Annotated in this window: 27 protein-coding genes; 16 read left to right on the forward strand and 11 right to left on the reverse strand. The window is 67.9% G+C overall.

All coding sequences use genetic code 11. From position 1 onward, the window contains the following. Positions 1 to 174: 174 nt before the first annotated feature. Positions 175 to 654, reverse strand: a complete 480-nt coding sequence (locus ACFQ9K_RS27365; protein WP_167768837.1) for a metallopeptidase family protein — start codon at positions 652 to 654, stop codon at positions 175 to 177. 178 nt (positions 655 to 832) lie between these two features. Continuing rightward, positions 833 to 1066 carry a WhiB family transcriptional regulator gene (locus ACFQ9K_RS27370; RefSeq protein ID WP_029901515.1) on the reverse strand — a complete coding sequence of 78 codons (234 nt, stop codon included), beginning with the start codon at positions 1064 to 1066 and terminating at the stop codon, positions 833 to 835. Between the two features lie 522 nt (positions 1067 to 1588). Here ACFQ9K_RS27370 and cofD point away from each other — a divergent pair. The 8 genes from cofD (at position 1589) to ACFQ9K_RS27410 (ending at position 8329) form a co-directional block, all read left to right on the forward strand. Continuing rightward, complete coding sequence (gene cofD / locus ACFQ9K_RS27375) at positions 1589 to 2587, forward strand: 2-phospho-L-lactate transferase (RefSeq protein ID WP_378722757.1); 999 nt, start codon at positions 1589 to 1591, stop codon at positions 2585 to 2587. Continuing rightward, positions 2587 to 3927: a coenzyme F420-0:L-glutamate ligase gene (locus ACFQ9K_RS27380; protein WP_378722756.1), complete on the forward strand. Its 1341-nt coding sequence runs from the start codon at positions 2587 to 2589 to the stop codon at positions 3925 to 3927. The genes cofD and ACFQ9K_RS27380 overlap by 1 nt, the downstream gene beginning before the upstream one ends. Continuing rightward, positions 3924 to 4442: an NUDIX hydrolase gene (locus ACFQ9K_RS27385; protein ID WP_378722755.1), complete on the forward strand. Its 519-nt coding sequence runs from the start codon at positions 3924 to 3926 to the stop codon at positions 4440 to 4442. The genes ACFQ9K_RS27380 and ACFQ9K_RS27385 overlap by 4 nt, the downstream gene beginning before the upstream one ends. A 182-nt stretch (positions 4443 to 4624) precedes the next feature. Beyond that, a complete protein-coding gene (locus tag ACFQ9K_RS27390; protein WP_378722754.1) occupies positions 4625 to 5875 on the forward strand; it encodes an alkane 1-monooxygenase in 1251 nt (416 codons plus the stop codon). After that, a complete protein-coding gene (locus ACFQ9K_RS27395) occupies positions 5872 to 6045 on the forward strand; it encodes a rubredoxin (RefSeq protein WP_378722753.1) in 174 nt (57 codons plus the stop codon). Before ACFQ9K_RS27390 ends, ACFQ9K_RS27395 begins: the two co-directional genes overlap by 4 nt. After that, positions 6042 to 6224, forward strand: a complete 183-nt coding sequence (locus ACFQ9K_RS27400; RefSeq protein ID WP_378722752.1) for a rubredoxin — start codon at positions 6042 to 6044, stop codon at positions 6222 to 6224. The genes ACFQ9K_RS27395 and ACFQ9K_RS27400 overlap by 4 nt, the downstream gene beginning before the upstream one ends. A gap of 40 nt (positions 6225 to 6264) precedes the next feature. Next, positions 6265 to 6885, forward strand: coding sequence for a TetR/AcrR family transcriptional regulator (locus ACFQ9K_RS27405; protein WP_378722751.1), 621 nt, complete (start codon positions 6265 to 6267; stop codon positions 6883 to 6885). Positions 6886 to 7078: 193 nt separating this feature from the next. Next, positions 7079 to 8329 (forward strand): alkane 1-monooxygenase, encoded by a 1251-nt coding sequence (locus ACFQ9K_RS27410; RefSeq protein ID WP_378722750.1) that lies wholly within the window; start codon positions 7079 to 7081, stop codon positions 8327 to 8329. An 18-nt stretch (positions 8330 to 8347) separates the two neighbouring features. On the opposite strand, the gene ACFQ9K_RS27415 is transcribed toward ACFQ9K_RS27410, so the two are convergent. Then, positions 8348 to 9394, reverse strand: coding sequence for a glycerophosphodiester phosphodiesterase family protein (locus tag ACFQ9K_RS27415; RefSeq protein WP_378722748.1), 1047 nt, complete (start codon positions 9392 to 9394; stop codon positions 8348 to 8350). 101 nt (positions 9395 to 9495) lie between these two features. Between ACFQ9K_RS27415 and ahcY the strand changes: the two genes are divergently transcribed. The 7 genes from ahcY (at position 9496) to hpf (ending at position 17793) form a co-directional block, all read left to right on the forward strand. Continuing rightward, positions 9496 to 10980 carry an adenosylhomocysteinase gene (gene ahcY, locus ACFQ9K_RS27420; RefSeq protein WP_378722747.1) on the forward strand — a complete coding sequence of 495 codons (1485 nt, stop codon included), beginning with the start codon at positions 9496 to 9498 and terminating at the stop codon, positions 10978 to 10980. Between the two features lie 63 nt (positions 10981 to 11043). Then, positions 11044 to 11691, forward strand: a complete 648-nt coding sequence (locus tag ACFQ9K_RS27425) for a dTMP kinase (RefSeq protein ID WP_378722745.1) — start codon at positions 11044 to 11046, stop codon at positions 11689 to 11691. Between the two features lie 78 nt (positions 11692 to 11769). Further along, on the forward strand, positions 11770 to 12447 hold the full coding sequence (gene mtrA, locus ACFQ9K_RS27430) for an MtrAB system response regulator MtrA (RefSeq protein WP_069163595.1): 678 nt from the start codon (positions 11770 to 11772) through the stop codon (positions 12445 to 12447). A gap of 115 nt (positions 12448 to 12562) precedes the next feature. Continuing rightward, on the forward strand, positions 12563 to 14302 hold the full coding sequence (gene mtrB / locus ACFQ9K_RS27435; RefSeq protein ID WP_378983798.1) for an MtrAB system histidine kinase MtrB: 1740 nt from the start codon (positions 12563 to 12565) through the stop codon (positions 14300 to 14302). Next, positions 14299 to 16122 carry an MtrAB system accessory lipoprotein LpqB gene (gene lpqB, locus ACFQ9K_RS27440; RefSeq protein ID WP_378723121.1) on the forward strand — a complete coding sequence of 608 codons (1824 nt, stop codon included), beginning with the start codon at positions 14299 to 14301 and terminating at the stop codon, positions 16120 to 16122. The genes mtrB and lpqB overlap by 4 nt, the downstream gene beginning before the upstream one ends. Before the next feature lie 79 nt (positions 16123 to 16201). Next, positions 16202 to 16846, forward strand: coding sequence for a ComF family protein (locus tag ACFQ9K_RS27445; protein ID WP_378723119.1), 645 nt, complete (start codon positions 16202 to 16204; stop codon positions 16844 to 16846). 182 nt (positions 16847 to 17028) lie between these two features. Continuing rightward, positions 17029 to 17793, forward strand: coding sequence for a ribosome hibernation-promoting factor, HPF/YfiA family (hpf, locus tag ACFQ9K_RS27450; RefSeq protein WP_378723118.1), 765 nt, complete (start codon positions 17029 to 17031; stop codon positions 17791 to 17793). A gap of 113 nt (positions 17794 to 17906) precedes the next feature. Here hpf and ACFQ9K_RS27455 read toward each other — a convergent pair whose 3' ends face one another. The 4 genes from ACFQ9K_RS27455 to ACFQ9K_RS27470 are packed head-to-tail and all read right to left on the reverse strand — an operon-like array spanning position 17907 to position 20737. Further along, a complete protein-coding gene (locus tag ACFQ9K_RS27455; protein ID WP_378723117.1) occupies positions 17907 to 19007 on the reverse strand; it encodes an MAB_1171c family putative transporter in 1101 nt (366 codons plus the stop codon). Beyond that, a complete protein-coding gene (locus ACFQ9K_RS27460; RefSeq protein ID WP_378723116.1) occupies positions 19004 to 19528 on the reverse strand; it encodes a hypothetical protein in 525 nt (174 codons plus the stop codon). Before ACFQ9K_RS27460 ends, ACFQ9K_RS27455 begins: the two co-directional genes overlap by 4 nt. Positions 19529 to 19578: 50 nt before the next feature. Then, the gene (locus ACFQ9K_RS27465) at positions 19579 to 20016 is read right to left on the reverse strand and encodes a hypothetical protein (RefSeq protein ID WP_378723115.1); all 438 of its coding nucleotides are present in this window, start codon (positions 20014 to 20016) and stop codon (positions 19579 to 19581) included. 10 nt (positions 20017 to 20026) lie between these two features. Continuing rightward, positions 20027 to 20737 carry a helix-turn-helix domain-containing protein gene (locus ACFQ9K_RS27470; RefSeq protein WP_378723113.1) on the reverse strand — a complete coding sequence of 237 codons (711 nt, stop codon included), beginning with the start codon at positions 20735 to 20737 and terminating at the stop codon, positions 20027 to 20029. A 317-nt stretch (positions 20738 to 21054) separates the two neighbouring features. Here ACFQ9K_RS27470 and ACFQ9K_RS27475 point away from each other — a divergent pair, with 317 nt between their 5' ends. Beyond that, positions 21055 to 22347 (forward strand): acetyl-CoA C-acyltransferase, encoded by a 1293-nt coding sequence (locus ACFQ9K_RS27475; RefSeq protein WP_378723111.1) that lies wholly within the window; start codon positions 21055 to 21057, stop codon positions 22345 to 22347. 869 nt (positions 22348 to 23216) lie between these two features. Here ACFQ9K_RS27475 and ACFQ9K_RS27480 read toward each other — a convergent pair. The 4 genes from ACFQ9K_RS27480 to ACFQ9K_RS27495 form a co-directional block, all read right to left on the reverse strand. Further along, positions 23217 to 23456 carry a hypothetical protein gene (locus ACFQ9K_RS27480; RefSeq protein WP_378723110.1) on the reverse strand — a complete coding sequence of 80 codons (240 nt, stop codon included), beginning with the start codon at positions 23454 to 23456 and terminating at the stop codon, positions 23217 to 23219. A gap of 171 nt (positions 23457 to 23627) precedes the next feature. Beyond that, positions 23628 to 24248: a 5,6-dimethylbenzimidazole synthase gene (bluB, locus tag ACFQ9K_RS27485; protein ID WP_378723124.1), complete on the reverse strand. Its 621-nt coding sequence runs from the start codon at positions 24246 to 24248 to the stop codon at positions 23628 to 23630. 111 nt (positions 24249 to 24359) lie between these two features. Further along, positions 24360 to 24590, reverse strand: coding sequence for a hypothetical protein (locus tag ACFQ9K_RS27490; protein ID WP_378723109.1), 231 nt, complete (start codon positions 24588 to 24590; stop codon positions 24360 to 24362). Positions 24591 to 24719: 129 nt separating this feature from the next. Further along, a complete protein-coding gene (locus ACFQ9K_RS27495) occupies positions 24720 to 25994 on the reverse strand; it encodes a fatty acid desaturase family protein (protein WP_378723108.1) in 1275 nt (424 codons plus the stop codon). Between the last annotated feature and the right edge of the window lie 180 nt (positions 25995 to 26174).

Here is a 26174-nt window from a genome sequence, read left to right on the forward strand (position 1 = left end):
AAAAACTCCCGCCACGCGGCGGCCACCGCGGGCGGGCGAAGGAGCCTCGGCCGGGTGATCGGCCGAAGGTCGGGTGAGTGTACGGTCTGCGGGCCGCGCACTCGGTGTCGGTAATCAGTTATCGCTGCTCGCAACAACATTCGTTACCGAAGTGCGGGCGGCTTGGTGCGATTTCTATTCGGGTTCCGGGTCGATGATGTCCGGATCGACGCCGAGATAGGTGGCGATCTGCTGGACCAGCACCTCGCGCAGCAGGTCGACCAGGTCGTCGGGATCGCTGGCGCGCAGCTCCAGCGGCTTGCGGAACAGCACCACCCGCGCCCGGGTGGCGGTGCCGTGCCGGTCCACGCCCGCCGGGATCAGCCGGGACAGCGGCACCGGGCCGTCGGCCACCACCTCGTCCGGCCAGGTGACCGAATCGGGATGCAGCGGACGGATTTTCGGCACATCGTCGACCGCGATGTCGAGCTTGGTGAGGCGATCGTGCCAGCGGGTGTCCAGCGGTGCAAACGCTTCCAGCACCAGCCGGTCGAACTTCTGCCCCCTGGTGCGCCAGGCGGGCACCGTGGGCGGCAACATCGGCCCACGCACCCCGCGACCACGGCGGATCACCGACCGGGCGGTCGGCGGACGACGATTACGGGAACGTGCCATGGGTTAAAACCTAGTCAGCCCGTTCGGTGCCTGCGCACCCAGTGCTGCCCCAGTCGGCCGACGGACCGTGGGCAGGGGCTCGGGCGTACCCCCGGAGCTACCCGGCTGTTCGCGAGAACTGTTGTCGCCGTAGCGACTTCTCGCGGGTGCGGATAACTCGGGGGTCAACCCAGGTCGACTAGCCGATGCCGCGCTTGAGGCGGCGGCGCTCTCGCTCGGAGAGGCCACCCCAGATGCCGAAGCGCTCATCGTGGGCGAGTGCGTATTCCAGGCACTCGTCGCGAACCTCGCAGCCCATGCAGATCCGTTTCGCCTCGCGGGTCGAGCCGCCCTTCTCTGGGAAGAACGCCTCCGGATCGGTCTGCGCGCACAGGGCGCGCTCCTGCCACTGCTCTTCGATGGATTCGAACATCTCGTCGAAGCCCGTGACGACCAGGCTGAGCCGGGGAGTCGAGTTCTCGTCGCCCGTGCTGAGCCCGGGCGTCAAGTCCTCGTCACCCCCCTCGCGTTCTATCCAGCCGTTTTCTGCGCAGACGCCACGTGCTGCGCCTGCTGTGGAATCGGTCGGCGAGACCATCTCGTTGGCCATCGCTCCGCCTCCTCACTGTGTGTTAGCGCAGAATGATTCGATCCGTCGGACCAACACGCTTACCGACGGCCATACCCCGCGACGTTGTCCCGCGGACGTCCCCGAGCTCGTCATCTCGATGCGAACATCTGTTCGAAAAGCCGTTCGCGCCTTGCACTCTCGCGCGAACCCGAAATGACATGACTGTGATTAGACACGCCGGACGTGTCGATGGTCAAGCGGCCGTCGCTATTCCGTTACTATCCGCGAACGCTTTCGAAGATGATCTTGAGTCGGAGTAGGGCAAATGACCAGCAACTATAGCCGGAACATCGCCCGGTCCGGCAGCGCATAGGCTGTGCGGATGTGACTTCCCTTCAAGCGGACACCGAACCCGTCGGCGGGCCACGGATTGCCGTCCTGGTCGGGGGTGTCGGCGGCGCTCGCTTCCTCCAGGGCGTCCGGGAACTGCTGCCCGATGCCGACGTCTCCGCGATCGTGAACGTCGGCGACGACGTCTGGATGCATGGCCTTCGGATCTGTCCTGACCTCGACACCTGCATGTACACCCTGGGTGGCGGCATCGATACCGAGCGCGGGTGGGGCAGGCCCGGCGAGACCTGGCAGGCCAAGGAGGAGCTGGCCGAATACGGGGCGCAACCGGACTGGTTCGGGCTCGGCGATCGCGACCTCGCCACGCATCTGATCCGGAGCGAAATGTTGCGTGCCGGGTACCCGCTGTCCGCGGTGACCGAGGCGCTCTGCAACAGGTGGCAGCCCGGCGTGAAACTGATCCCGGCAACCGACGATCGGTGTGAAACACATGTCGTTGTGAGCGACCCGGACAACCCTGGCGAACGTCGCGCGATCCATTTTCAGGAGTGGTGGGTTCGCTACCGCGCGAACATCGAGACCCATGGATTCGCCACAATTGGGGCGGAGGACGCCAAACCAGCCCCGAATGTGACCGAGATCATAGAGTCCGCGGATGTGGTCTTGCTCGCTCCGTCGAACCCCGTGGTGAGCATCGGCGCCATCCTGGCGGTGCCTGGGATTCGCGGCGCGTTACGCACCACAGAGGCCAAAGTGATCGGTATATCCGGTGTGATCGACGGTAAACCTCTGCGCGGCATGGCCGATGAATGTCTGTCGGTGATCGGCGTCGAGACGACCGCCGAGGCGATCGGCCGCTACTACGGCGCCCGCTCGGCCACCGGAATCCTGGACGGGTGGCTGATCCACACCACCGACACCGCCGACGTGCCCGGTGTCGAGGTACGCAGCGTGCCGCTGCTCATGACCGATCCGCCGACCACCGCCGAGATGGTGCGGGAGGCCCTTGACCTCGCGGGAGTGAAGTCGTAATGACCATCGATCACGCGGCGGGCGAGCTGCGCATCCTGCCGATCACCGGCCTGCCGGAGTTCCGGCCCGGCGACGATCTGGCCCAGCACATCGCCGCGCAGGCGCCCTGGCTGGCCGACGGCGACGTGCTCGTGGTGACGAGCAAGATCGTGGCCAAGGCCGAGGGCCGCATCGTCGAGGCGCCGCTGGATCCGGAGGAACGCGACGCGCTGCGCCGCGCCCTGGTCGAGCAGGAGGCGGTGCGGGTGCTCGCGCGCAAGGGCCGCACCCTGATCACCGAGAACAAGCTGGGCATCGTGCAGGCGGCGTCCGGCATCGACGGGTCCAATGTCGAGCAGGGCGAGTTGGTGCTGCTGCCCGCCGACCCGGACGCCAGCGCGAAGGCCCTGCGCTCGGCGCTGGCCGAGCGGCTTGGCGTGCGGGTCGCCGTGGTCGTCACCGACACCATGGGCCGGGCGTGGCGAAACGGCCAGACCGACACCGCGATCGGCGCCGCCGGCCTGCGCGTGCTGCACGACTACGCGGGCGCGATCGACGGGCAGGGCAACGAGTTGCACGTCACCCAGGTGGCGATCGCGGACGAACTGGCCGCCGCGGCGGACCTGGTGAAGGGCAAGCTCGGCGGCGTGCCGGTCGCGGTGGTGCGCGGGCTGCCGGTCACCGACGACGGCTCCAGCGCCGTCGATCTGCTGCGCGGCGGCACCGACGACCTGTTCTGGCTCGGCACCGCCGAGGCGATCGAGCAGGGCCGGCGCGAGGCGGTGCTGCTGCGCCGCTCGATCCGTCAGTTCGCGGACGAGCCGGTCGATCCCGAGCGGGTCCGGGCCGCGGTCGCGGTGGCCTTGACCGCGCCTGCGCCGCATCACACCCGTCCGGTGCGGTTCGTGTGGCTGCGCGAACCGGGACTGCGGGCGCGGCTGCTGGACGCGATGACCGCGAAGTGGCGTGCCGATCTCACCGCCGACGGGCTGCCCGCCGATCGGGTGGAGCGCCGGATCGCCCGTGGCCGAATCCTTTTCGACGCCCCCGAGGTGATCATCCCGTTCTGCGTGCCGGACGGCGCGCACGACTATCCGGACGAGCGGCGGCGGGCGAACGAGCGCACCATGTTCACCGTCGCGGTCGGCGCGGCGGTGCAGGGCCTGCTGGTCGCGCTGGCGACCGAGGGGCTCGGCAGCTGCTGGATCGGCTCCACCATCTTCGCGCCGGAGGTCACCCGGGACGTGCTCGGTCTCGACGAGGACTGGAATCCGTTGGGCGCCATCGCCATCGGCCACCCATCCGAGCCGCTCACGCCGCGGCCGACACCCGCTCCCGGCTTCGGGCTGGTCGAACTGTGACCGCTGATTCGCTGCACGCGTCGGCCACGGCGTTGCTCGAATCCTGGTCTCCCGCCGCGAATTCGGACCAATCGCTGCGCCAGGCCATGCTCGCGTTCCTCGGGTCGGCGCCGCGCGGGTGCCTGCGCGAGCACGTGCCGGGGCACATCACCGCCTCGGCGGTGGTCTTCTCGCACGACGAGCGCGCGGTCCTGCTGACCCTGCATCCGCGGGTCGGCAGCTGGATCCAGCTCGGCGGGCACTGCGAGGAGGGCGACGACACGGTGGCCGGCGCCGCGCTGCGCGAGGCGACCGAGGAGTCGGGCATCGCCGGACTGCGGCTGGAGCCGGAACTGTATGGGGCGCAGGCGCATCCGATCACCTGTTCACTCGGGCTGCCGACCAGGCATCTCGACCTGCTGTTCCGGATCACCGCGCCGGCGGGCGCGGTGCCGGTGCGCAGCGCGGAGTCCACCGATCTGCGCTGGTGGCCGATCGACGCGTTGCCGGCGAACGCCGACGTGCTGCTGCGCTAACCCCGCTGGACACCCCGCACCCCGGTCGGCCACCGCGCTGACCGGGGTGTTTCGTCTGCGTCGGGCAGGTTGCTTTACAAATCAGCTGATTTGTCTAGACAAACGACAAATCGATCTCTATCGTCCATCTCAGAGGTAACGCACGTCACACGTGACGTGCCGCTTTTGGATTGGAGACAACGATGTCGACCGACGCCGACACGTCCGCGAAACCGGTGGCCACCCCGGACTGGCGCGATCGCAAGCGCTATATGTGGCTGTGGGGATTGTTCGCTCCCACCGGTCTTTTCACGATCGGTATCCCACTGATCCTGGCGCTCAACGCCATTGGCTGGCATCGATTGGCGCAGGTGCCGTTCTGGCTCGGACCGATCCTGGTGTATCTGCTGATTCCGTTGGCGGACATATTCTTCGGGCCGGACGGCGACAATCCGCCGGACGAGGTGATGGAGTACCTGGAGCAGGACAGGTACTACCGTTATCTCACCTACCTGTATCTGCCGTTCCAATACGCGTCGCTGGTCATGGCCTGCTATCTGATCACCGCGGATCAGGTGAGCTGGCTCGGTTTCGACAACGGCCTGCACCTGGTGGACAAGATCGGCCTGGCGATCACCGTCGGCATGCTCGGCGGCATCGGCATCAACACCGCACATGAATTGGGGCACAAGAAGGTTCAGCTGGAGCGCTGGCTGTCCCGGATCGCGCTGGCCCAGTCGTTCTACGGGCATTTCTATATCGAGCACAATCGCGGCCACCACGTACGGGTCGCGACGCCCGAGGATCCGGCGAGTTCGCGGGTCGGCGAAAGCTTCTGGGCGTTCTGGCCGCGCACCGTGTGGGGGAGCCTGACGTCGTCGCTGCGTTTGGAGCGGACCCGGCTCGCGCGACTGGACAAGAAATGGTGGAGCCCGAAGAACGAGGTGCTGAGCGCGTGGTTCATGTCCGCGGTGCTGTACGCGGTGCTGGTGGCGATCTTCGGCATCGCCCTGCTGCCGTACCTGGTTCTCCAGGCGGTGATCGGCTTCAGCCTGCTCGAGGCGGTCAACTATCTGGAGCACTACGGCCTGGTCCGGCAACGCACCTCGTCGGGGCGCTACGAGCGGCCTGCCCCGGTGCACAGCTGGAACAGCGACCACATCGTGACCAACATCTTCCTGTACCACCTGCAGCGGCACAGCGATCACCACGCGTACCCGACCCGGCGCTACCAGACGCTGCGCAGCTGGGACGGCGCGCCGAACCTGCCCAGCGGTTACGCCAGCATGATCCTGCTCGCCTACTTCCCGCCGCTGTGGCGCCGGGTGATGGACAAGCGGGTGCTCGCGCACTATCACGGGGACATCACGCTGGCGAACATCCACCCGGCCAAGCGGGACAAAGTGATCGCCCACTACCAGGGCGGCGCCGCGACCGGCGGGGCGCGGGCATGAATCGCTATCGCTGCCCCGTCTGCGATTACGTTTACGACGAGGCGAAAGGTGCGCCGCACGAAGGATTTCGCCCGGGAACGCCGTGGGCGGATATTCCCGACGACTGGTGCTGCCCGGACTGCGGTGTGCGGGAGAAGATCGATTTCGAACCGACGGGAGCCGTCAAATGAATGATTACAAACTCTTTCAGTGCATTCAGTGCGGCTTCGAATACGACGAGGCCAAAGGCTGGCCGGAGGACGGGATCGAGCCGGGCACCCGCTGGGACGATATCCCGGACGACTGGACCTGCCCGGACTGCGGCGCGGCGAAGGCGGACTTCTACATGGTCGAAATCGAACGGTCGTGAGGTTTTGACTGCGGGAACCACCCGTGACAGGGTCGCCGGTATGCCGCGCTCCGGAACCCGCATCCCCTATCAGGAGGCGGCGCGTGAACTCTTGCGCGCCTCCGTCCTCGGGGCGATGCGCGAACTGCTCACCGAACGGGACTGGTCCAAGATCACCCTGGGTGATGTGGCGGCCAAGGCCGGCGTGAGCAGGCAGACCCTCTACAACGAGTTCGGTTCCCGCAGTGGCCTGGCGCAGGCGTATTCGCTGCGCCTGGCCGACGATCTGGTCGATCACGTCGACGCGGCCATCGCCGGCAATGTCGGCGATGTCCGCGCCGCCTTCCGTGAGGGCATGACGAATTTCTTCGTCGACGCCGCCGCCGATCCACTGGTGCAGTCACTGCTCGCCGGCGAGGTGAAACTGGATCTGTTGCGGCTCATCACCCTTGATGCTGGACCGTTGCTCGACCAAGCGACCCGGCGGCTGTCGCTGGCTTTCCAGCACAGCTGGGTCGCCGCGACCGCGGCCGAATCGGACGTCATCGCGCACGCGCTCGTCCGCATCGCGATGAGCTACATCCCGACGCCGCCGGATCCGGCGCGCGATGCGCCGGGTGAGTTGAGTGCGTTGCTGAGTCCGTACGTGGAAGCGATTCTGGCGGCCAGGATCGATCACTGATCGAACCCCGAAGTACCCCAGTCTGTTTGCACCAAGTAAGCCAGGACTTCAAGCGTCTGTGAGCCCGCTTAAAAACCAACTGCCATGGATGTAACCCTCATCACGTTTCGGCCGCCAAGTTCTGCGAAACGGCCGTACAGTCTGGAACTATTCTCGTACATCGGAGTTAGGGTTCCTATTTAGCGGGGCAAACGTGCAAACGGTTGGCAAACCGGCGGTATCTTCTGATCCCAAACGACACTTATGGGTTTTCGGCTTGATCGCTCCACTGAGCGCACTCTTGCCCTCGCAACTTGTGTTGCAAACGGGCGCAAAGGTGTTCTGGTGGATCGGTCCGATCATCGTGTTGATCGTCATCCCGGTCCTGGACTGGGTTGTCGGCGAGGACGGCACCAACCCGCGCGATGAGGACTACGAGTTGCTGAGCAACGACCGGTACTACCGGTGGTGCACTTATCTTTTCCTTCCTGTTCAACTGATCGGCTTGCTGATCGCCTGCGCCATGTGGGCGGGTCACGAGCTGAGCATCGTCGACAAGCTCGGCCTGGCGGCCACGCTCGGCTTCGTCAGCGGCATCGGCATCAACGCGGCGCACGAGCTCGGGCACCGGGTCGAGCACGCGGAGCGCTGGCTGGCCAAGGTCGCGCTGGCGCAGTCGTTCTACGGGCATTTCTTCGTGGAGCACAATCGCGGGCATCACGTCCGGGTGGCGACTCCGGAGGACCCGGCCAGCGGGCGGCTCGGCGAGACGCTGTGGGAGTTCCTGCCGCGCAGCGTGTTCGGCAGCTTCCGCTCGGCCATCCAGCTGGAGAAGGTGCGGCTGGAACGCAAGGGCCTGCGCTGGTTCAGCGTGCACAACCACATCCTGCAGGCGTGGTCGATGAGCGTGCTGCTGTTCGGCACGATGATGGCGCTGTTCGGCGTCGGCATCCTGCCGTGGCTGATCCTGCAGGCGGCGATCGGCGCGTCGCTGCTGGAGACGGTGAACTTCATCGAGCACTACGGCCTGCTGCGGGCCAAGCGCCCGAACGGCAATTACGCGCGCTGCTCGCCGCGCGACAGCTGGAACAGCGATCGGTTGGTCACCAACATCTTCCTGTTCCATCTGCAGCGGCACAGCGACCACCACGCGAACCCCGGACGCAGGTATCAGACGTTGCGCAGCTCGATGCAGGCGCCGCAGCTGCCCGCCGGCTACGCGACCATGATCCTGTTCGCGGCCGTGCCGCCGCTGTGGCGGGCGATCATGGACCACCGGGTGCTCGCGCACTACGGCGGCGACGTCACCAAGGCGAACATCCATCCGCGCAAGCGGCGCCGCCTGCTGGAGCAGTACGGCACCGTCGCCACGATCAACGGTGCGGCCCAGGCGAACTCGGCCAAGGGTGATCCGGCGCAGCCGGACCAGGCGGAGTCCGACGTGCCGGAGTCCGGCGCCGCGTAGCCGACCGGCTGCCCCGGCTCAGCGGCGGTAGGCGGGAGGCAGGGGTAATCCCTTCTCCTGCAAGACCTCCCGCATGCGGTCGGGGTAGTCGGTGATCACGCCGTCCACGCCGGTGTCGATCTGCGCGGCGATGGTGGCCTTGTCGTTCACCGTCCACGGGACCACCTTCAGATCGAGCTCGTGCGCGCGCTCGACATAGGTCTTGTCCGCCACCAGCGTGAAACCGGCTTCACCGGCCTTGCGGCCGTAGGGAACCGAGTAGCCGGGCGAGGCGGCGTTCGCGCCGAGCGCCCGCACCGCGCCGAGCGGATCGTTCGCGTAGTCCTCGAAGCGGATCGGGCCGAGCCACTTCGAGCCGGCGACGAAGGTGGTGTCGTCGTAGAGCGCGATCAGCGGGATGGTCGGACTTGCCTTGCGCACCAGCGGAAGTGAACGCCAGTCGAAGCTCTGGATGTCGACATCGCCGGTCTCGCCCGCCGCGGCGACCGTGCTCAGGATGACGTCGACGAACTCCTGCGGCGTGGCGGACTGCTCGGGATGTTCGGCTTCCACTTTCGTTTCGATGTTGTAGCGCGGGTGCGCGCCGCGGTAGGTCTTCACCAGATCGAACAGCGCGGGCAGCGTGGCTATCCGGTTGCCGGGCACCGCCTGCTGGCCCGGGAAGTCGGCCAGTGCCTTGCCGCAGTCCAGGGTCTGGGTCTGCGCGTAGCTCAGGTCGTGCATCAGCTTGCCGACGTAGGGGAACTGCGGATCGTCCGGCGTGACCGGCGCGGTGTCCGCGCACTTGGTCGCAAGCACGGTCGGGTCGTGCCAGATCATCGGCATTTTGTCCCGGGTGAGCACGATGTCCAGTTCGAGTGTGCTGACGCCGAGTTCGATCGCCTTACCGAAGCCGGCCAGCGACTCCTCGGCGGTGAGACCGCGCCCGCCGCGGTGGGCTTGCAGCTCCACCGTTCGCGGCGGGGTAGCCGGTGACGAGTCGGATCGGCTGTCGCAGGCGGCGCCGAGGCCGAGCACGAGCGAGCCGGCGACAGCGGTCGTGACGAGGGTGCGAAGGTTCGGCATCGCGCCAAGCTAGCAAGGGTGAGTACAGTGTACCCACCCGCCGCGCCAGCGACTAACCTTGCGTGTTGGTACCGACTTTCCAGGAGAGGCAGATAGAGGCTATGACGACCTCAGAACTTCCCGCCCGAACTGAACTCACCGCCGATGTCCGCAATGGCATCGACTTCAAGGTGGCAGATCTGGCGCTGGCCGAATTCGGCCGCAAGGAGATCCGGCTCGCCGAGCACGAGATGCCCGGCTTGATGGCGCTGCGCCGCGAATACGCCGAGGTGCTACCGCTGCAGGGCGCGCGGATCTCCGGCTCGCTGCACATGACCGTGCAGACCGCGGTGCTGATCGAGACCCTGGTCGCGCTCGGCGCGCAGGTTCGCTGGGCCTCCTGCAACATCTTCTCCACCCAGGACCACGCCGCGGCCGCCGTCGTGGTCGGGCCGAACGGCACCGTCGACGAGCCAAAGGGCACCCCGGTCTTCGCCTGGAAGGGCGAGAGCCTGGAGGAGTACTGGTGGGCCGCCGAGCAGATGCTCACCTGGCCCGACGAGCCGGCCAACATGATTCTCGACGACGGCGGTGACGCCACCATGCTGGTGCTGCGCGGCGCGCAGTTCGAGAAGGCGGGCGTGGTTCCGCCGGAGGACGAGAGCCACTCGGCCGAGTACAAGGTGTTCCTGAACCTGCTGCGCGAGCGCTTCGAGTCGGACAAGGGCAAGTGGAGCGCCATCGCCGACTCGGTGCAGGGCGTCACCGAGGAGACCACCACCGGCGTGCTGCGGCTGTACCAGTTCGCCGCCGCGGGCGAGCTGGTGTTCCCGGCGATCAACGTCAACGACTCGGTCACCAAGTCCAAGTTCGACAACAAGTACGGCACCCGCCACTCGCTGATCGACGGCATCAACCGCGGCACCGATGTGCTCATCGGCGGCAAGAAGGTGCTGATCTGCGGCTACGGCGACGTCGGCAAGGGGTGCGCGGAATCCCTTGGCGGACAGGGCGCCCGGGTGCAGGTCACCGAGATCGACCCGATCAACGCGCTGCAGGCGCTGATGGACGGCTACGACGTGGTGACCGTGGAGGGCGCGATCGCCGACGCCGACATCGTCATCACCTCCACCGGCAACAAGGACATCATCACCCTCGACCACATGAAGGCGATGAAGGATCACGCGATCCTCGGCAACATCGGTCACTTCGACAACGAGATCGACATGGCCGCCCTGGAGCGCTCCGGCGCGACCCGGATCAACATCAAGCCGCAGGTCGACGAGTGGACGTTCAAGGAGTCCGGCAAGTCGATCATCGTGCTGTCCGAGGGCCGCCTGCTGAACCTCGGCAACGCCACCGGCCACCCCTCGTTCGTCATGTCCAACAGCTTCTCCAACCAGGTGATCGCCCAGATCGAACTGTGGACCAAGCCGGACGAGTACGACAACGAGGTCTACCGCCTGCCCAAGCACCTCGACGAGAAGGTCGCCAAGATCCACGTCGAGGCCCTCGGCGGCGAGCTGACCAAGCTCACCAAGGATCAGGCCGAGTACATCGGCGTGGATGTCGACGGCCCGTACAAGCCGGAGCACTACCGCTACTGAGTTCACCGAGTGACCAGGGCCGCCGGATCATCGCGATCCGGCGGCCCTTGTAGTCTGCGTGCCATGGGAGCGCTGGTAGTCATCGAGGGGCTCGACGGTGCGGGCAAGCGGACACTGACCGAGGCCGTCACCACTCGAGTGCGGGCGGCCGGCCTGCGGATCGACTCGCTCGCGTTTCCGCGCTATGGACGCTCGGTGCACGCCGATCTGGCCGCCGAGGCGCTGCACGGCGCGCACGGTGATCTCGCTGACTCGGTCAACGCGATGGCGCTGCTGTTCGCGCTGGACCGGGCCGAGGCCAGGGACGAGCTGACGAAGTCGTTGGCGGACAACGACATCGTGCTGCTCGACCGCTACGTCGCGTCCAACGCCGCCTACAACGCGGCCCGGCTGGAACAGCCCGCGGACGGCAAAATCGTCAGCTGGATAGGTGAATTGGAGTACGGCCGGTTCGAGCTGCCCGCGCCCGCGTTGCAGGTATTGCTCGATGTCTCACCGGAACTCGCGGCCGAACGGGCCCGCAGGCGAGGTGAGCTGGACCACACTCGGGCGCTGGACGCCTACGAACGCGACGCGGCGCTGCAGCAACGCACCCTCGCGGTGTACCGTGAGCTCGCTCAAGGGAACTGGTATGGGCCGTGGTGGATATTCCGATCAGGTGACGATCCAGCCACGCTGGCTGGGCGATTGGCCGATTTGATTACCCATTAGGGTTAGATGTGCGGCGGGTTCACACCAGTGTTGGCGTGGCAGCCCGATCCTGGCCTGGGAGATGACAACATAGTAATTATGAAGCCGAAGATTCTGGTCGTCGACGACGATATGGCACTCGCAGAGATGCTCACGATCGTCTTGCGCGGGGAAGGGTTCGACCCGCACGTGGTCGGCGACGGCACACAGGCCCTGGCGGCGGTTCGCGAGATCCGCCCCGATCTGGTGTTGCTGGACCTGATGCTGCCCGGCATGAACGGCATCGACGTATGCCGGGTGCTGCGCGCCGATTCCGGGGTGCCGATCGTGATGCTCACCGCGAAGACCGACACGGTCGACGTGGTGCTCGGACTCGAGTCCGGTGCCGACGATTACATCGTCAAGCCGTTCAAGCCGAAGGAACTCGTGGCCAGGGTGCGCGCCCGGTTGCGCCGCACCGAGGACGAGCCGGCCGAGCTGTTGTCCATCGCCGACATCGTGATCGATGTGCCCGCGCACAAGGTGACTCGCGGTGGCGCGCAGATCTCGCTGACCCCGCTGGAGTTCGATCTGCTTGTGGCGCTTGCGCGTAAGCCGCGTCAGGTGTTCACCCGCGAGGTGCTGCTCGAGCAGGTCTGGGGCTACCGGCACGCCGCCGACACCCGGCTGGTCAACGTGCACGTCCAGCGGCTGCGCGCCAAGGTCGAGAAGGATCCGGAGAACCCGGAGATCGTGCTGACCGTCCGCGGCGTCGGCTACAAGGCCGGACCGCCGTGATCCGTCGCGGTGAGCGAGGCGCGGCAGCGCTCGTGCGGACGGAGGCATCGAGCGCCGACGAGGCTCGGTCGTGACCGATCGCTCCAGAAACCAACTGGAGCGGCGGCTGGCGGCGATGGGTGCCCGGTTCACCGAACTGGGCACACTGCTCGGTCATCTGTGGCAGCGCTCGCTGCAACTGCGGGTGGCCGTCTCGACGATCACCCTGTCGTTGATCGTGATCACCATTCTCGGCGTGGTGCTGACCGATCAGATCACCAACCGGATGCTGGACACCAAGATCAACGCGGCGGTCGAGGAGATGGGCCGTGCCCGCAACGCGGTGCACAGCCAGCTGGTCGGCACGCACGACACGGGCAACCAGCTGACGCCGGCGCGCAACGCGCTGTCCAGCGACGGCGGCCCGCAGACCGGCGTGGCAGGCAGCTACGACGTGGTGCTCGCGATGGTCGGACCGAACCAGCAGGAGGTCGCGGCCGGCCCGATCCAGGACGTGCCCAACGAGCTGCGCAACTTCGTCCGGCGCGGACAGGTCAGCCGTCAGTTCACCACCGTCTCCGACTCCAGCGGCTATCGCGGCCCGGCGCTGATCATCGGCAGCCCGAGCACCGAGATCCCCACGCTGGAGATCTATCTCATCTTCCCGCTGGCCACCGAGGCACGCAGCCTGTCGCTGATCCGCGGCACCATGCTGATCGGCGGCATCGTGCTGCTGGTCCTGCTGGCCGCGATCACCGCGCTGGTGACCAGGCAGGTGGTGCTGCCGATCCGTTCGGCGGCGCGGATCGCCGGTCGCTTCGCCGACGGCAGGCTGAAAGAGCGCATGCTGGTGCGCGGCGAGGACGACATGGCGCGGCTGGCGCAGGCGTTCAACGAGATGGCCGAGAGCCTGTCCAACCAGATCACCCAGCTGGAGGAGTTCGGAAACCTGCAGCGCCGCTTCACCTCTGACGTCAGCCATGAACTGCGCACGCCGTTGACCACGGTGCGGATGGCGGCGGACCTGATCCACGGCAGCAGCGACGACCTGGATCCCGCGCTGGCTCGCAGCGCCGAGCTGCTGGTGAACGAGCTGGATCGATTCGAGGGCCTGCTCAACGATCTGCTCGAGATCAGCCGCCACGACGCGGGTGTGGCCGAATTGCAGGTCGAGTCGCTGGACGTGCGGATGTGTGCGCGGGCGGCGATCTCCACCGTGCGCCACCTGGCCAAGGACGCCGGGGTCGAGGTGGTCATCGACATGCCGGAGGACCCGCTGGTCGCCGAGGTGGATCCGCGCCGGGTCGAGCGGGTGCTGCGCAATCTGCTGGCCAACGCGATCGATCACAGCGAGGGCAAGCCGGTGCTGATCCGGATGCGCGGCGACGTGGACGCGAACGCGGTCTCGGTGGTGGTGCGCGACCAGGGTGTCGGCCTGCGCCCCGGCGAGGAGAAGCTGGTGTTCAACCGGTTCTGGCGCTCGGATCCGTCCCGGATGCGCCGCTCCGGCGGCACCGGGCTGGGACTGTCGATCAGCGTGGAGGACGCGAACCTGCACGAGGGCAGGCTGGAGGCCTGGGGCGAGGTCGGCGTCGGCGCGAGCTTCCGGCTGACCCTGCCGCTGGTGCGCGGCAAGAAGCTCGGCGCGAGCCCGCTGTCCCTGGAACCGGTGCGTAAGCAGGTCGTGGTGCGGCAGGCCGAACTGGAGATCGTGCCGAATTCGGTTGCGCCGGAATCGGGTACGAGCCCCGTCGACGGCGTCGCGGCGCCGTCGACCGGGAACGGCTCGACCGCGGTCCCGCATCCGGCACCGGGGGCGGCGCAGCCATCGGCGGGGGCCGACGCGGTGAACGAATCAGGGGACGTACCGTCATGAGAATGCGAGTCGGTTCTGCGCAGAAGCAGCGGCTGTTCGCGTTCGGCGCGGCGGCCCTCGCGGCACTGGTCGTGCTGTCCGGGTGTGCGAGCCTGCCGGAATCCTCGGCGCCGCAGGCCCTCGGCACGATCAACCGCGAGCCCACCTCCGAGGGCCCGCCGCCGCCCACCCAGGGGCGCGACCCCGATCTGCTGCTGCGCGACTTCCTGCTGGCCACCGCCGACCCGGCCAACCGGCACCTGGCGGCCCGCCAGTACATGACCCCGTCGGCCGCGGCGCAGTGGGACGACTCCGCGGGCACCACGATCGTGGAGAAGCCGGATACCTTGCGCGAGTCGCGCACCGGCGACAAGGCGACCTATCGGATCCGGGCGCGCAAGATCGCCGATCTGGACAGCAACGGCGCGTACCGGGCCTCGGCCGATCCGCCGCTGGAAAACAAGATCGAGATGACCAAGGTCAACGACGAGTGGCGCATCGATGAGCTGCCCGACGGCGTGGTCATGGACGCCATCGCGTTCGGCAAGATGTACCGGCGCTACGCGCTCTACTTCGTCGACCCGACCAGCAGCGTGGTGGTGCCCGACCTGCGCTGGGCCGCGGTGCCCAAGGCGCAGCTGACCCAGCGGCTGCTGGCCATGCTCGGTGAGGGCACCCAGCCCGCGCTGGCCCCGGTGTTGCGCAACGAGCTGGCCGCGCCGATCACCCTGCGCGGCCCGATCACCAAGGCCAACGGCGATCCGGACGAGGTCGGCGTCGGGCTCGGCGGGGTGAAGATCGACTTCGCCGGCGCCTCGGCGCTCAATCCGCACGATCGGGAGCTGCTCGCCGCGCAGGTGGTGCTCACGCTGGCCGGCGCGGACATCCTCGGGCCCTATGTGCTGCTGGCGGACGGGAAACCGTTCGACGACCGGTTCACCGGCAGCGGCTGGGCGGTCGCCGATGTGCAGCAGTACAGCCAGCCGACGCTGGGGAACACCCAGGTCGGGCTGCACGCGCTGCGCGGCGGCGCGCTGGTGCAGGTGCCGGAGAACAACGCGCCGATCACCCCGGCGCCCGGCTACTTCGGCACGGTGAACAACCTGCTGTCCGCGGCGCTGTCGCCGGACAGTCAGCTGGTCGCCGGGGTCGCGGACACCGGGCGTCCCGCGCCGGACCCGGCGCGCACCCTGATGATCGGCACCTACGGCGGCAACGCGATCCCGGTCGCCGCGGGCAACTCCATCACCCGGCCGTCCTGGAACATCGACGGCACTGCCGCCTGGGCCGTGATCGATGGCGAACGGGTGATCCGCGCGGTCAACGACCGGTCCACCAACACCGTGTCGGTGCAGGACGTCGACACCTCGGCGCTCGCCTCTGCGGGCTCCGGGTCCGCCTTCCGGGCACCCATCACCGAGCTGCGGATCTCCCGCACCGGGGTGCGGGCGGCCTTGATCGCCGACGGGAAAGTCTATGTCGCGGTGGTCATTCCGAAGCCGGGTGGCGGATTCGCGCTGGCGTCGCCGTTGCCCGTCGGGGTCAACTCGAGCGCGGCGGCGGTGTCCCTGTCCTGGTTCGGCAGCGACCGGTTGATCATCTCCAGGGAGGGCAACGTCGACCCGGTCGGCACCGTGTTCATCGACGGTTCGCAGCCGACCCCGCAGACCAGCCGGAACCTGACCGCGCCGGTGCGGCAGGTCAGTGCCAACCCGGAACATCAGTACGCCGCCGATTCGCGTGCGGTGCTGGAGCTGACCAGCAACCCGGACGGTGGCGAGCCGTACTGGCGCGAGGTGCCCGGGCTCGGCGCGAACGCCGTCCCGGTGCTGCCCGGCTGATCCACGTACCCGGTTCCGGGCCAACGCAATCGGACTGTGCCCGGCGGTCGTTGTCGGTGGGTGCGGGCACACTCGGGCGATGCGGACCTTGCTCGATCTGATCCTGCCCGCGTCCTGTGCCGGCTGCCGGGTCGCGGGGGTCGGCTGGTGCGCCGACTGCGCGGCGGCGCTCGCGGCCCCGCCGATCCGGGTGTGGCCGCGGACCGATCCGGGGGTGCCGTGCTGGGCGCTCGGGCCGTACGCGGGGCCGGGGCGGCGGGCGGTGCTGGCGGCCAAGGAACGGGGCCGGCGGGATCTGGCCGAGCCGCTCGGGCTCGCGCTGGCGCGTGGTCTGGCGCGCCTGCGGGCGGGGGATCGGCCGCTGGTGCTCGTCCCCGCACCGAGCCGCGCGATCGCGGCCCGTCGACGCGGGGGCGATCCGGTGCTGCGCACGGCGCGGGTAGCCGCGAGTTGGCTGCCCGATAGCCAGATGGTATCCGTGCTCCGAGTGTGGTGGGCTGTGCGGGATTCGGTGGGCTTGACACCCGGTGAGCGGGCTCACAATCTGCACGGCCGGGTCACCACACTACCCGGTCGCGCGGCCATACCGCGGATTCCGGCAAACGCCGAGGTAGTGCTGGTCGACGATGTGCTGACCACCGGGGCGACCGCGCGCGAGTCGGTGCGCGCACTGGCTCGGATCGGCCTGCCGACACGCGCGGTACTGGTTACCTGTGCTGCTTGACTCCGGGAAATTTGCGTGAACACTGGCGCACTCCCCGATGTCGTACTAGCGTCGCGAACACACACCCGAACCGGGAGTTTGGAGGTGGCGCCTCGGACATCATGTGCCGAGAGATCGTCGATCGGCACGGCTCATTCCCGCCGCACGCAGATTGTCTGTGCGGCCATATTCGGGAGGTACGCGTGACGACTTCTTCACGACCTTCAGTGCAAGACGCCGATCCTTCGGTGTTGGACGACAGCACCGTGGACGTGACCGAACAATCCGTTGCGGACCGCACCAGGACGCCCCGCGCGGAAGTCGTGGTCAAGGGTCGCAATGTCGAAGTTCCGGATCACTTTCGAATCTATGTCGCGGAGAAACTCTCCCGGCTCGAACGTTTCGATCCGTCCATTTTCATTTTCGACGTCGAGCTGTTCCACGAACGAAATCGTCGGCAGCGCAAGAGTTGTCAGCGGGTGGAGATCACCGCGCGCGGCAAGGGCCCGATCGTGCGGGCCGAGGCCTGCGCCGACAGTTTCTACGCCGCGCTGGAGTCGGTGACGGCGAAGCTGGAAAGCCGCCTGCGCCGCACCAAGGACCGCCGCAAGGTGCACTACGGGGACAAGACCCCCGTCTCCGTCGCCCAGGCGACCGCCGATCTCGTGGACGACTCGCTGTTCACCCAACCGAACGGAAACGGCGCCGCCGCCGCGCACGACCACCCCGACGGCGAGTCCCGCCGCCGCACCGACGACCTGCCGGAGAACTCGGATTACGCGGCCGGGCCCGGTCATATCGTTCGCACCAAGGTGCACACCGCGACCCCGATGTCCGTCGACGACGCCCTCTACCAGATGGAACTCGTCGGCCACGACTTCTTCCTCTTCCAAGACCGAGAGACCGACCGACCGTCGGTTGTCTATCGTCGGCACGCCTTCGACTACGGCCTGATCCGGCTCGCATAGTCCAGGGTCCGCACCTTTCCACCGCTCCGGGCAGTCAACGCTCGAGTTGGGTGCCCGGAGTTTCGCCTCGGTCTGCAGATCCATCCGTCCCGATACCTCGGCCTCGCCACGAATTACCCCAGAACCGTTGAGGCCTTGCGAGTTTCGCTATTCCAGGCCCGCGCGAGGTCGAGAAGGCGGCGGATGTCGGCGTCGATGTCGCTGGACGCGGCGCCGAAACGATCCGCCTCGCGGGCAACCGCGGCCGGGGCGGCCCCGGTGCGCTTGGTGATAATCGCCTGCTTCAGCTGCCGGGCGTAGTGCTCATCGCTCGGTGGGTCCAGCGCTCGGTCGGCGGGCAGGTATCGGTGCAGTTGCATCAGGGCGTCGCGGATTTCCACCGTCATGCGCAGCAGGCGCGCATCCGGTGGCGTCGAACCGCTTGCGGGGAGCACGATTTCGGGTACGGCCGCGGTCAGCGCACGCCACAGCGGACGCAGGCGGCGGCAGTCGCGGCCCGAGCGGTCCCAGCCCGCGCGCGCCGACACCAGCTCGGCCAGCGGTACCGCCAGCATCGCGGCGAGCACGAACACGGTGCCGAAATTCGGTGCCGCCCAACGGGTCAGGTGCGGGTCGTCGGCCTGCCATCCGCCGGTGTGCCGGGCGATCGAGCTGATCAGACCGGCGCTCGCGATGAACGGCGTGGCCAGCAGCGCGCCGAAGACGAAGCGCTCGTACGGCGTGACGTCGCCGGTGCGCAGCTCGCGCAGGCCGACCCGCCAGACCAGCCTGCCCGCCGCGATCAGCGGCACCCAGATCAGCGCGGACACCACGAATTCCGGCCAGCCGCTGTACTGTCCGAGCAGCGTCCCGGCGCGCCGATCGGGGGTGCCGATGATCAGGATCAGCACCACGGACGCGGCGGCGGCCAGGTCGAAATACCGCTGGCGCCGCGCGGCCTGGCGCGGATCGGCGTCGGCCCACAGCGTCGCCGCGCCGTAGAGACAGGCGATCGCGAGGATGGTGCACCCCATCGACAGCTGATGCGTCAGGCTGCCGAACCGCGGCGCGATGCCCCGTTCCAGCAGCACCAGCGAGAGCGCGGTCCAGGCCAGCGAGCGGTTCAGCAGGCGATCGGTGGCGGTGCGGTTGAGCAGCGCGAACCGCCCGATCGCCACCGCGACCACGAAGACGATCATCGGCACCGCGAAGATCGCGGGAACGGGTGAGCTCACCGACGACGGTCGCGGAAGAACGTCCGGTGCAGCAACGAATCTCGGCGCGGCGGCCGCATCGCGTGCAGCATGACCATGTCGGCGAAGGTCTCGGCGTCGCGTTCGCGGGTGGTGCCGTAGTCGGTGCGGCCGAGCACGTGGGCGATGGATTCGGGGGAGATCGACGGCAGCAGTTCGGCCACCGCGGCCACCGTCGGGGTGGACTGACCGGGTTCGCCGTCGGTCGGCTGTTCCGGGCCGTGACCGAGCAGCATGTGGCCGAGTTCGTGCACGATGATGTGCTCGGCGTGCCACTCGGTGGTGTCCGCGCCGTAGACGATGACGTCGCTGTCCTGCTTGGCGATCCACAGTCCGCTGCCGGTGCCGCAGCCGGTGCCCGCGAGCAGCGCGGTATCGATCGGCAGCAGGCTGATGTCCCGGCCGCGGTACCGCGCGACGTCATCGAGGTAGTTCGACAGATCCCACGGGTGCGGTATCGGTACGTCCCGGGTCAGGTTCCGGAACTGGGCCTGCATGGCCATGCGATCGAATCTCCTACAGCAAGCTCGGTGCCCCCATGTAGGTAGCGATATTACCGACTCGGCGGTACGGGACCATCCGTGCTCTCGATGATTCGCGCGAGAATCGACTGGTCGACGTTGGAACCGCGCAGCGCGATGCTGGAAACGTTGGCATCGCGCATGGTCGCGAGGAGTTCGAGCTCGCGGTCGATGGCCGCGGCCGCGGGTCCGGTGGTGGTGAGGTAGTCCGCGGCCACGCCGAAGCTCTGGGCGATCGCCGCCAGCAGGTCCGGTTCGACTGCGGCGGCGGCGGTTTCGCCGTCGAAGTCGCCCCGGCGTAGTCGCTCCAGCTGGCTCGCGGGGACAGTGCGGCGCAGGTATTCGCCCGCCTGCGCGGCTACGGTCGCGTTGCTGCGCTCCGGGGCCGAGCGCGGGTGCACGACCGCGAACAGCCGATTGATCTTGTGGCTCAGCGTGAGCGCCCCGTTGGCCGGCGTGCCGTTCGTCATCTCCGTCACCTCAGTGCCCACCGTTTCGACTCGCGGTCGTGGCCAGGTTGGCAGCCAGCCACCGTGCCCGGAACTGACCTTCTGTCGCAGCATCCACGTCCTCCGATCGTCCGGCCAGCCAGCGCCGGTATCGCCGTTCCTGCAGTTCGGTGCCCTCGCTGGCTTCGGCGGGCACCTCGAGCAGGTGCGCGAAGGCCATTTCGACGAGGGGGTGTAGTACGCGGCCGGGGCCGCCGTTGCGTTCCAGCATCGCGGTCGCGTAGCGCGCCGAGAGTTTGGAGACGACCCGGTTGAGTTCGTCGATCGCGGAGGTCAATTGGGGATCGGTCGCCCGGCCCTGCTCCACCGCGTCGTTGAGCCGGCCCGCGGTGGCGAGCAGGCCGGTGAGGTCGGCGATCTCGAAACGGATCGAATCGGGTCCGGCCACGACGGACTCGCCGGGGTGGCGGGCGGTGGGCCCGAGGTCGTCGGCGACGGCGGGCGTGCCGCCCGCGTACGTCCGCGCGGCACTGCCCGGCAGCCAGCGCAGCGGCGCGTCGAGTTTGTTCAGCGTGGTGGTGCTGATCGCCGCGTCGCCGTCCTCGATCTTGCGAATCGTCGGTGCCGAAGGGCCCCCGAGGTCGCCGATCTGTAACTGCGTGAGTCCGAGCTCGTCCCGGCGTTCCTTGATGATTCGGCCGAATCTCTTCTGGCGCCGCGACAGCTCCGAAGGGCTATGCATAGTGCGCTCAAGGGTAGGCGCGACCTGGGCGAAAGGCAAATCAATAGAAAGTGTTTGAAAAATCGGTAGCAATATTGCTACTGTTCTGATGCGCCGAGTCGCTACGACATCGGCCTTGCGGAGCGTTCCGAGACGAGCAGGGGCGTTCGTCGGGACGGGCGCCTCCGGTCTGTTGCGCAACGGCGCGCGGCAGGCCGGAACCAGCGACGGTGGAGGGGATCGCCGCTGCGCACGGGATCACCGTCGGCGAAGGGGGTCGACGGTGAACTTACTATGGAGTAAGTTTGGTGGTCATAGATCTCTCGAAAGGAAATCGCATGGCCACCAAGGCTGCTCGCCGTGCCGTGATCGTGTCCGGTGCGCGCACGCCGTTCGTGCGTGCGTTCACCGGATACACGCGCATGGACTCCATCGCGCTCGCCGATGCCGCCGTCCGCGGGGTGCTCGAGCGGACCGGGCTGCCCGGCGCTCAGGTGCAGGCGATCGTCTGGGGCGGGGTCATCCTGCCCAGCGCGGCGCCCAACATCGCCCGGGAGATCGCCCTCGACCTGCGGTTGGACCCGGGTTGCGAGGGATACACGGTGACCCGCGCCTGCGCGTCCGGCCTGCAGGCGGTGACCTCCGCCGCGGCCGCGATCGAACGCGGCGAATACGACATCATGATCGCCGGCGGCAGCGATTCGACCTCCAACGCCGAGGTCAAGCTGCCGCAGAAGGTGGTGCACGCGGCCGCCCCGCTGGCCCTGGGCAAGCCGAAGCCGAAGGACTATCTGTCCGCGCTCACCCAGCTCGCGCCGTTCACCGATCTGCTGCCGAGCCGGCCGAAGATCGCCGAGCGGACCACTGGCGAGGTGATGGGGGAGTCGGCGGAGAAGATGGCCAGGATCCACGGGGTCAGCCGGGCCGATCAGGACGAGTTCGCCGCGCGGTCGCACCATCGCGCCGCCGCGGCCATCGACTCGGGCCGGTTCGACGACGAGGTGTTGCGGGTGCGGACGCCCGAGGGCACCGAGATCGCGCGCGACGGGCTGGTTCGCGGGGACACCAGCATCGAAAAACTGTCGAAACTGAAGCCGGTGTTCGCCGAAAACGGCACCGTGACGGCCGGCAACGCCAGCCCGCTCACCGACGGTGCCGCCGCGGTGCTGTTGATGAGCGAGGAGAAGGCGCTCGAACTCGGGTATCGGCCGCTGGCGGCATTCCGGTCGTGGAGCTACGTCAGCGTGGATCCGGCGGATCAGGTGCTGATCGGCCCGGCGATCTCCATGCCGCGGGCGCTGGACAAGGCCGGAATGTCGTTGAGCGACATCGATTTCGTCGATATCCACGAGGCGTTCGCGGCGCAGACGCTGTCCGTGCTGGCCGCGCTCGGCAGCACCGACTGGGCCAAGACCCGCCTCGATCGGGACACCGCGGTCGGCGAGGTCGACATCGACACGCTCAATGTGCACGGCGGCTCGGTCTCGCTGGGCCACCCGTTCGGCGCCACCGGCGCCCGGATGGTCACCACGATGGCCAACGAACTCGCCCGGACCGGGAAGAACGCCGCGCTGCTCGGCATCTGCGCGGCCGGTGGCATAGGCGCCTCCGCCGTCCTGGAACGCGTCTGACCGCACCCCTCGCACAGGTTTTGCCTGCTGCGCACGACTCCACTGATCTCGTGCGCAGCAAGACCATCCACCTGCCCGCCGGGTTCCTGCCCGGAGCCAATGTCGGCGCCGCGCAGGTGGTCCGGCCTGTGCTTCCACCATCCCCATAGACCGCCCATAGTCGAGTCACGCCGCATGATCTAGGCGTGCCGGGTTGGCCTGTGGTGTGCCGGTTGCCGCCGCGTATCGGTTGGTCTATCGCGTACTTTGTGTGCCGCGCACCGGTTGGCGTGCCGCCTGACCTGGTTTGGGGCGCCGCGCAACGGTTGGCCTGTGGCGTAGCGATTGGCGTGCCGCGTAGCGGTTGGCCTGTCGTGCACGGGGTGCCTGTACGGGCAGTGGTTGGCATGCTCGCGTCGCGGCTGGCCTGTCGCGCTTTGGTGCTGTGCCGGTTAGCGGGTCGCGCAGCGGTTTGCCTGTCATGCAGTGGTTGGTGTGCCACGTGGTGGTTGGTCTGCCGCGTAGCGATTGGCCCGTCGTGCATTGGTTGCCGTGTGGGTTGGCCTGTCGTGCACTGGGTGCCTGTACGGGCAGTGGTTGGCATGCTCGCGTCGCGGCTGGCCTGTCGCGCTTTGGTGCTGTGCCGGTTAGCGGGTCGCGCAACGGTTTGCCTGTCACGCAGTGGCTGGTCTGCCACGTGGCGGTTCGCCTGTCGCGCACTGGTTGTCGTACCGGTTGGCAGTCGCGCAGCGGTTAGGGTGCCGCGTACCGGATGGCGAGCCGCGTACCGGTTGGCCTGTCGTGGACCGGGTGGGGTTGCGGCGTGGCGGGGGGTGTGTTGCGTGTGGATCGGCCAGTGATGTTGGGCGGGATGGGATGTGGGGGTGGGGTCAGCGGCGGCGGTCGGGTGGGATTACCGGGATGGTGCCGTCGGCGGTGGGGCGGATGCCGTAGCCGGTGAAGGTGCGGCGGGTGGTTTGCGGTTTGCGGCCGCCTTCGTCGGCGATGATGCGCAGGCAGGTGTCGTGGTTGGTCTCGCCGGGGCGGCCCTCGCGGCGCAGGCGCAGCATGGCGGACGCGAGGTCGATGCCGAGCTCATTCGACAACCGGACGGCATCGACGTTGGCCATGGCAAAACCTCCTGAAGCTGAAAAACCGAGCGCGCGAGCAAAATCCATTGTCCGAGATGGATCCGTCTGTGGCGTACCCAATCGCCGGGTCTGTGAATCCTCACGCTTCGGTGTCGCAGCCGGTGATCTCCCGCACAGCGAAAACGCCTGCGGGAGACCGGGAAATGTGCGTTATGCCCGGTAGGTCTCGTGGTGGACGGCGTCGTGCAGGGGGCGGCCGGCGCGCCAGCCGAAGCGTTCCAGGTCGGGGGTGGGCTGGAATTCGTGCACCGGCCCGACGCACAGCCAGGCGATCGGGCGGATGCCCTCGGGCAGGCCGACGAGGTCGGCGAGGAATTCGGGGTCGTAGAACGACACCCAGCCGACGCCGACGCCCTCGGCGGTGGCGGCCAGCCAGAGGTTCTGGATCGCGAGAACGGCGGAGTAGACGCCGGTTTCGGGCACGGTGGCGCGGCCGAGCACCTGCGGGCCGCCGCGGCCGTGGTCGTAGCTGACCACGATGCCGGTGCCGCTCTCCAGAATGCCCTCGATCTTGATCGGCTCGAAGGTCGCCGCGCGTTCCGGCGGCAGCCCGGCCCGGAATTCGACTCGCTTGTCGGCCACGTGGTCGGCGAACTTGCGCAGGGTGGCCGGATCCCGCACCACGACGAAGTCCCACGGCTGGGAATTGCCGACACTCGGTGCCCGGTGCGCCGCCTCGAGCAGTCGCCACAGCGTCGCGTCGTCCACCGGTTCCCCGGTGAACTCGGCCCGCACGTCCCGCCGGGTCCGGATTGCCTCGTAAACGCTCAGCTCAGCAGCACACATGCGGCTCAGTCAACCAGCCGGGCAGCGGGCGCGAACCGCGGCCCGGAACCCGATGGTGCGGGCGGCATACCCTGCCGCCCGCACCCGGTCAGATGCTCAGCGCCGCCACTGCCCGTAGTGCTCGACGACGTTGCCGTTGCCATCGGGATCGCAGGTGCCGCTCAGCAGGCCGGGGGTGTTCACCAGGTCCTGTTCCAGCTGCCTGGCGCAGTCCCAATCGGCGTTCGGGCCGGAGTAGACCTGGCCGTCGTAGGCCGACGCCACCCCGGTCGCGCCGAGGCCGATGGTCGCCGCGGCGGCGCAGGCATAGAAGACTTTGCGAAACATGGTGTCCCTCCCGGTTCGATGGCCCGGTTCTCCCGTATCTCCGGGGCCGTTTCGAACCTATCAGGATGCCGCGCCGCCAACTCTGCCAAGATCGCGAGAGTTATTGGGCAGTGCCATGTTTCGACCGTCTTACTTCGTCAGTTGCAGTTCCCGCGCGACGGGGGCCGGGCGGCGGCTGAAGCGCTTGCGGCCCTCGGCCAGGGCGGTGCGCAGGCCGCGGCGCTTGCCGGTCTCCGGGTCGATCACCGGGGTGGTGGCGCCGCCGAACTTGCGCTCCGAGGCGGTTTCGGGGGCGTCGTCGGCGGTGTCGCGCAGGTACTTGTTCGGCAGCGACAGCTTGAGGATGGTGCGCCAGGCCTTGAAGTACTGCACCGGCAGCGAACCGGTGGTGTAGGGCAGGTCGTACTTCTCGGCGAGTTCCCTGACCCGCACCGCGATCTCGGCGTACCGGTTGCTCGGCAGGTCGGGGAACAGGTGGTGCTCGATCTGGTGGCTGAGGTTGCCGGTCATGAAGTGGGTGATCGGGCCGCCGGAGATGTTGGCACTGCCGAGCATCTGACGCAGGTACCACTCGCCCTTGGTCTCGTTATCGATGTCGGCCTTGGTGAACTTCTCCGCGCCGTCGGGGAAGTGGCCGCAGAAGATCACCGCGTTGGACCAGACATTGCGGATCGCGTTCGCGGCGAGGTTCGCGGTCAGTGTGGAGAAGAAGGCGGGGCCGGTGAGCGCCGGGAAGATCACGTAGTCCTTGACCACCTGCTTGCCCATCTTGGTGAGCGCCTCGGTGCGCTTGCGCTCGAAGTCGGCGCGCTCCGGGGTGCCCGGCTTGAACCGGCCCGCGGCCAGCTTGCCCAGCTCCATGTGCTGGATCGCGACGCCGTACTCGAACAGCAGCTGCAGCACCAGGTTGTACACCGGGTTGCCCAGGTTGAACGGTTTCCACCGCTGGTCCCTGGTGACGCGCAGCAGGCCGTAGCCGATGTCGTCGTCCATGCCGAGCACGTTGGTGTACTTGTGGTGCAGGTAGTTGTGCGTGTGCTTCCAGTGCTTGGCCGCGCCCGCGTTGTCCCATTCCCAGGTGCTGGAGTGGATCTCCGGATCGTTCATCCAGTCCCACTGCCCGTGCATGGCGTTGTGCCCGATCTCCATGTTCTCGATGATCTTGGCGGTGCCGAGCAGGGCGACGCCGGCCAGCCAGGCCGGCGGTAAGAAGCTGGCGAACAGCACGCCGCGGCCGCTGATCTCGAGTGCGCGCTGCAGACGGATCACGTTGCGGATGTACCGCGCGTCGCGCGCACCGCGCGAGGCTTCGATATCCCGCCGGATCGCGTCGAATTCCGCGCCGAGTGCTTCCACGTCGGCCTCGGTGAGATGTGCGTATTCCTTGACATCCGAGATCGCCATGGCGGTTACAGTACCGTAAGTTACGAGACCGTAGGTTACCGGAACCTGAACGCGGATATGGCAAATCTCCCATTGCGTTCACGATCATTCGATGCTAGGCCGCGCGCATCGACGTTACGGCGTAAAGCCTTCTCCCGCACGGAATTCCGGCGTGACGAACCCTGTCCGTGCCCGCGCTCA

The organism is Nocardia sp. NPDC056564 (genome assembly GCF_042793755.1).
Classification (GTDB): Bacteria; Actinomycetota; Actinomycetes; order Mycobacteriales; family Mycobacteriaceae; genus Nocardia.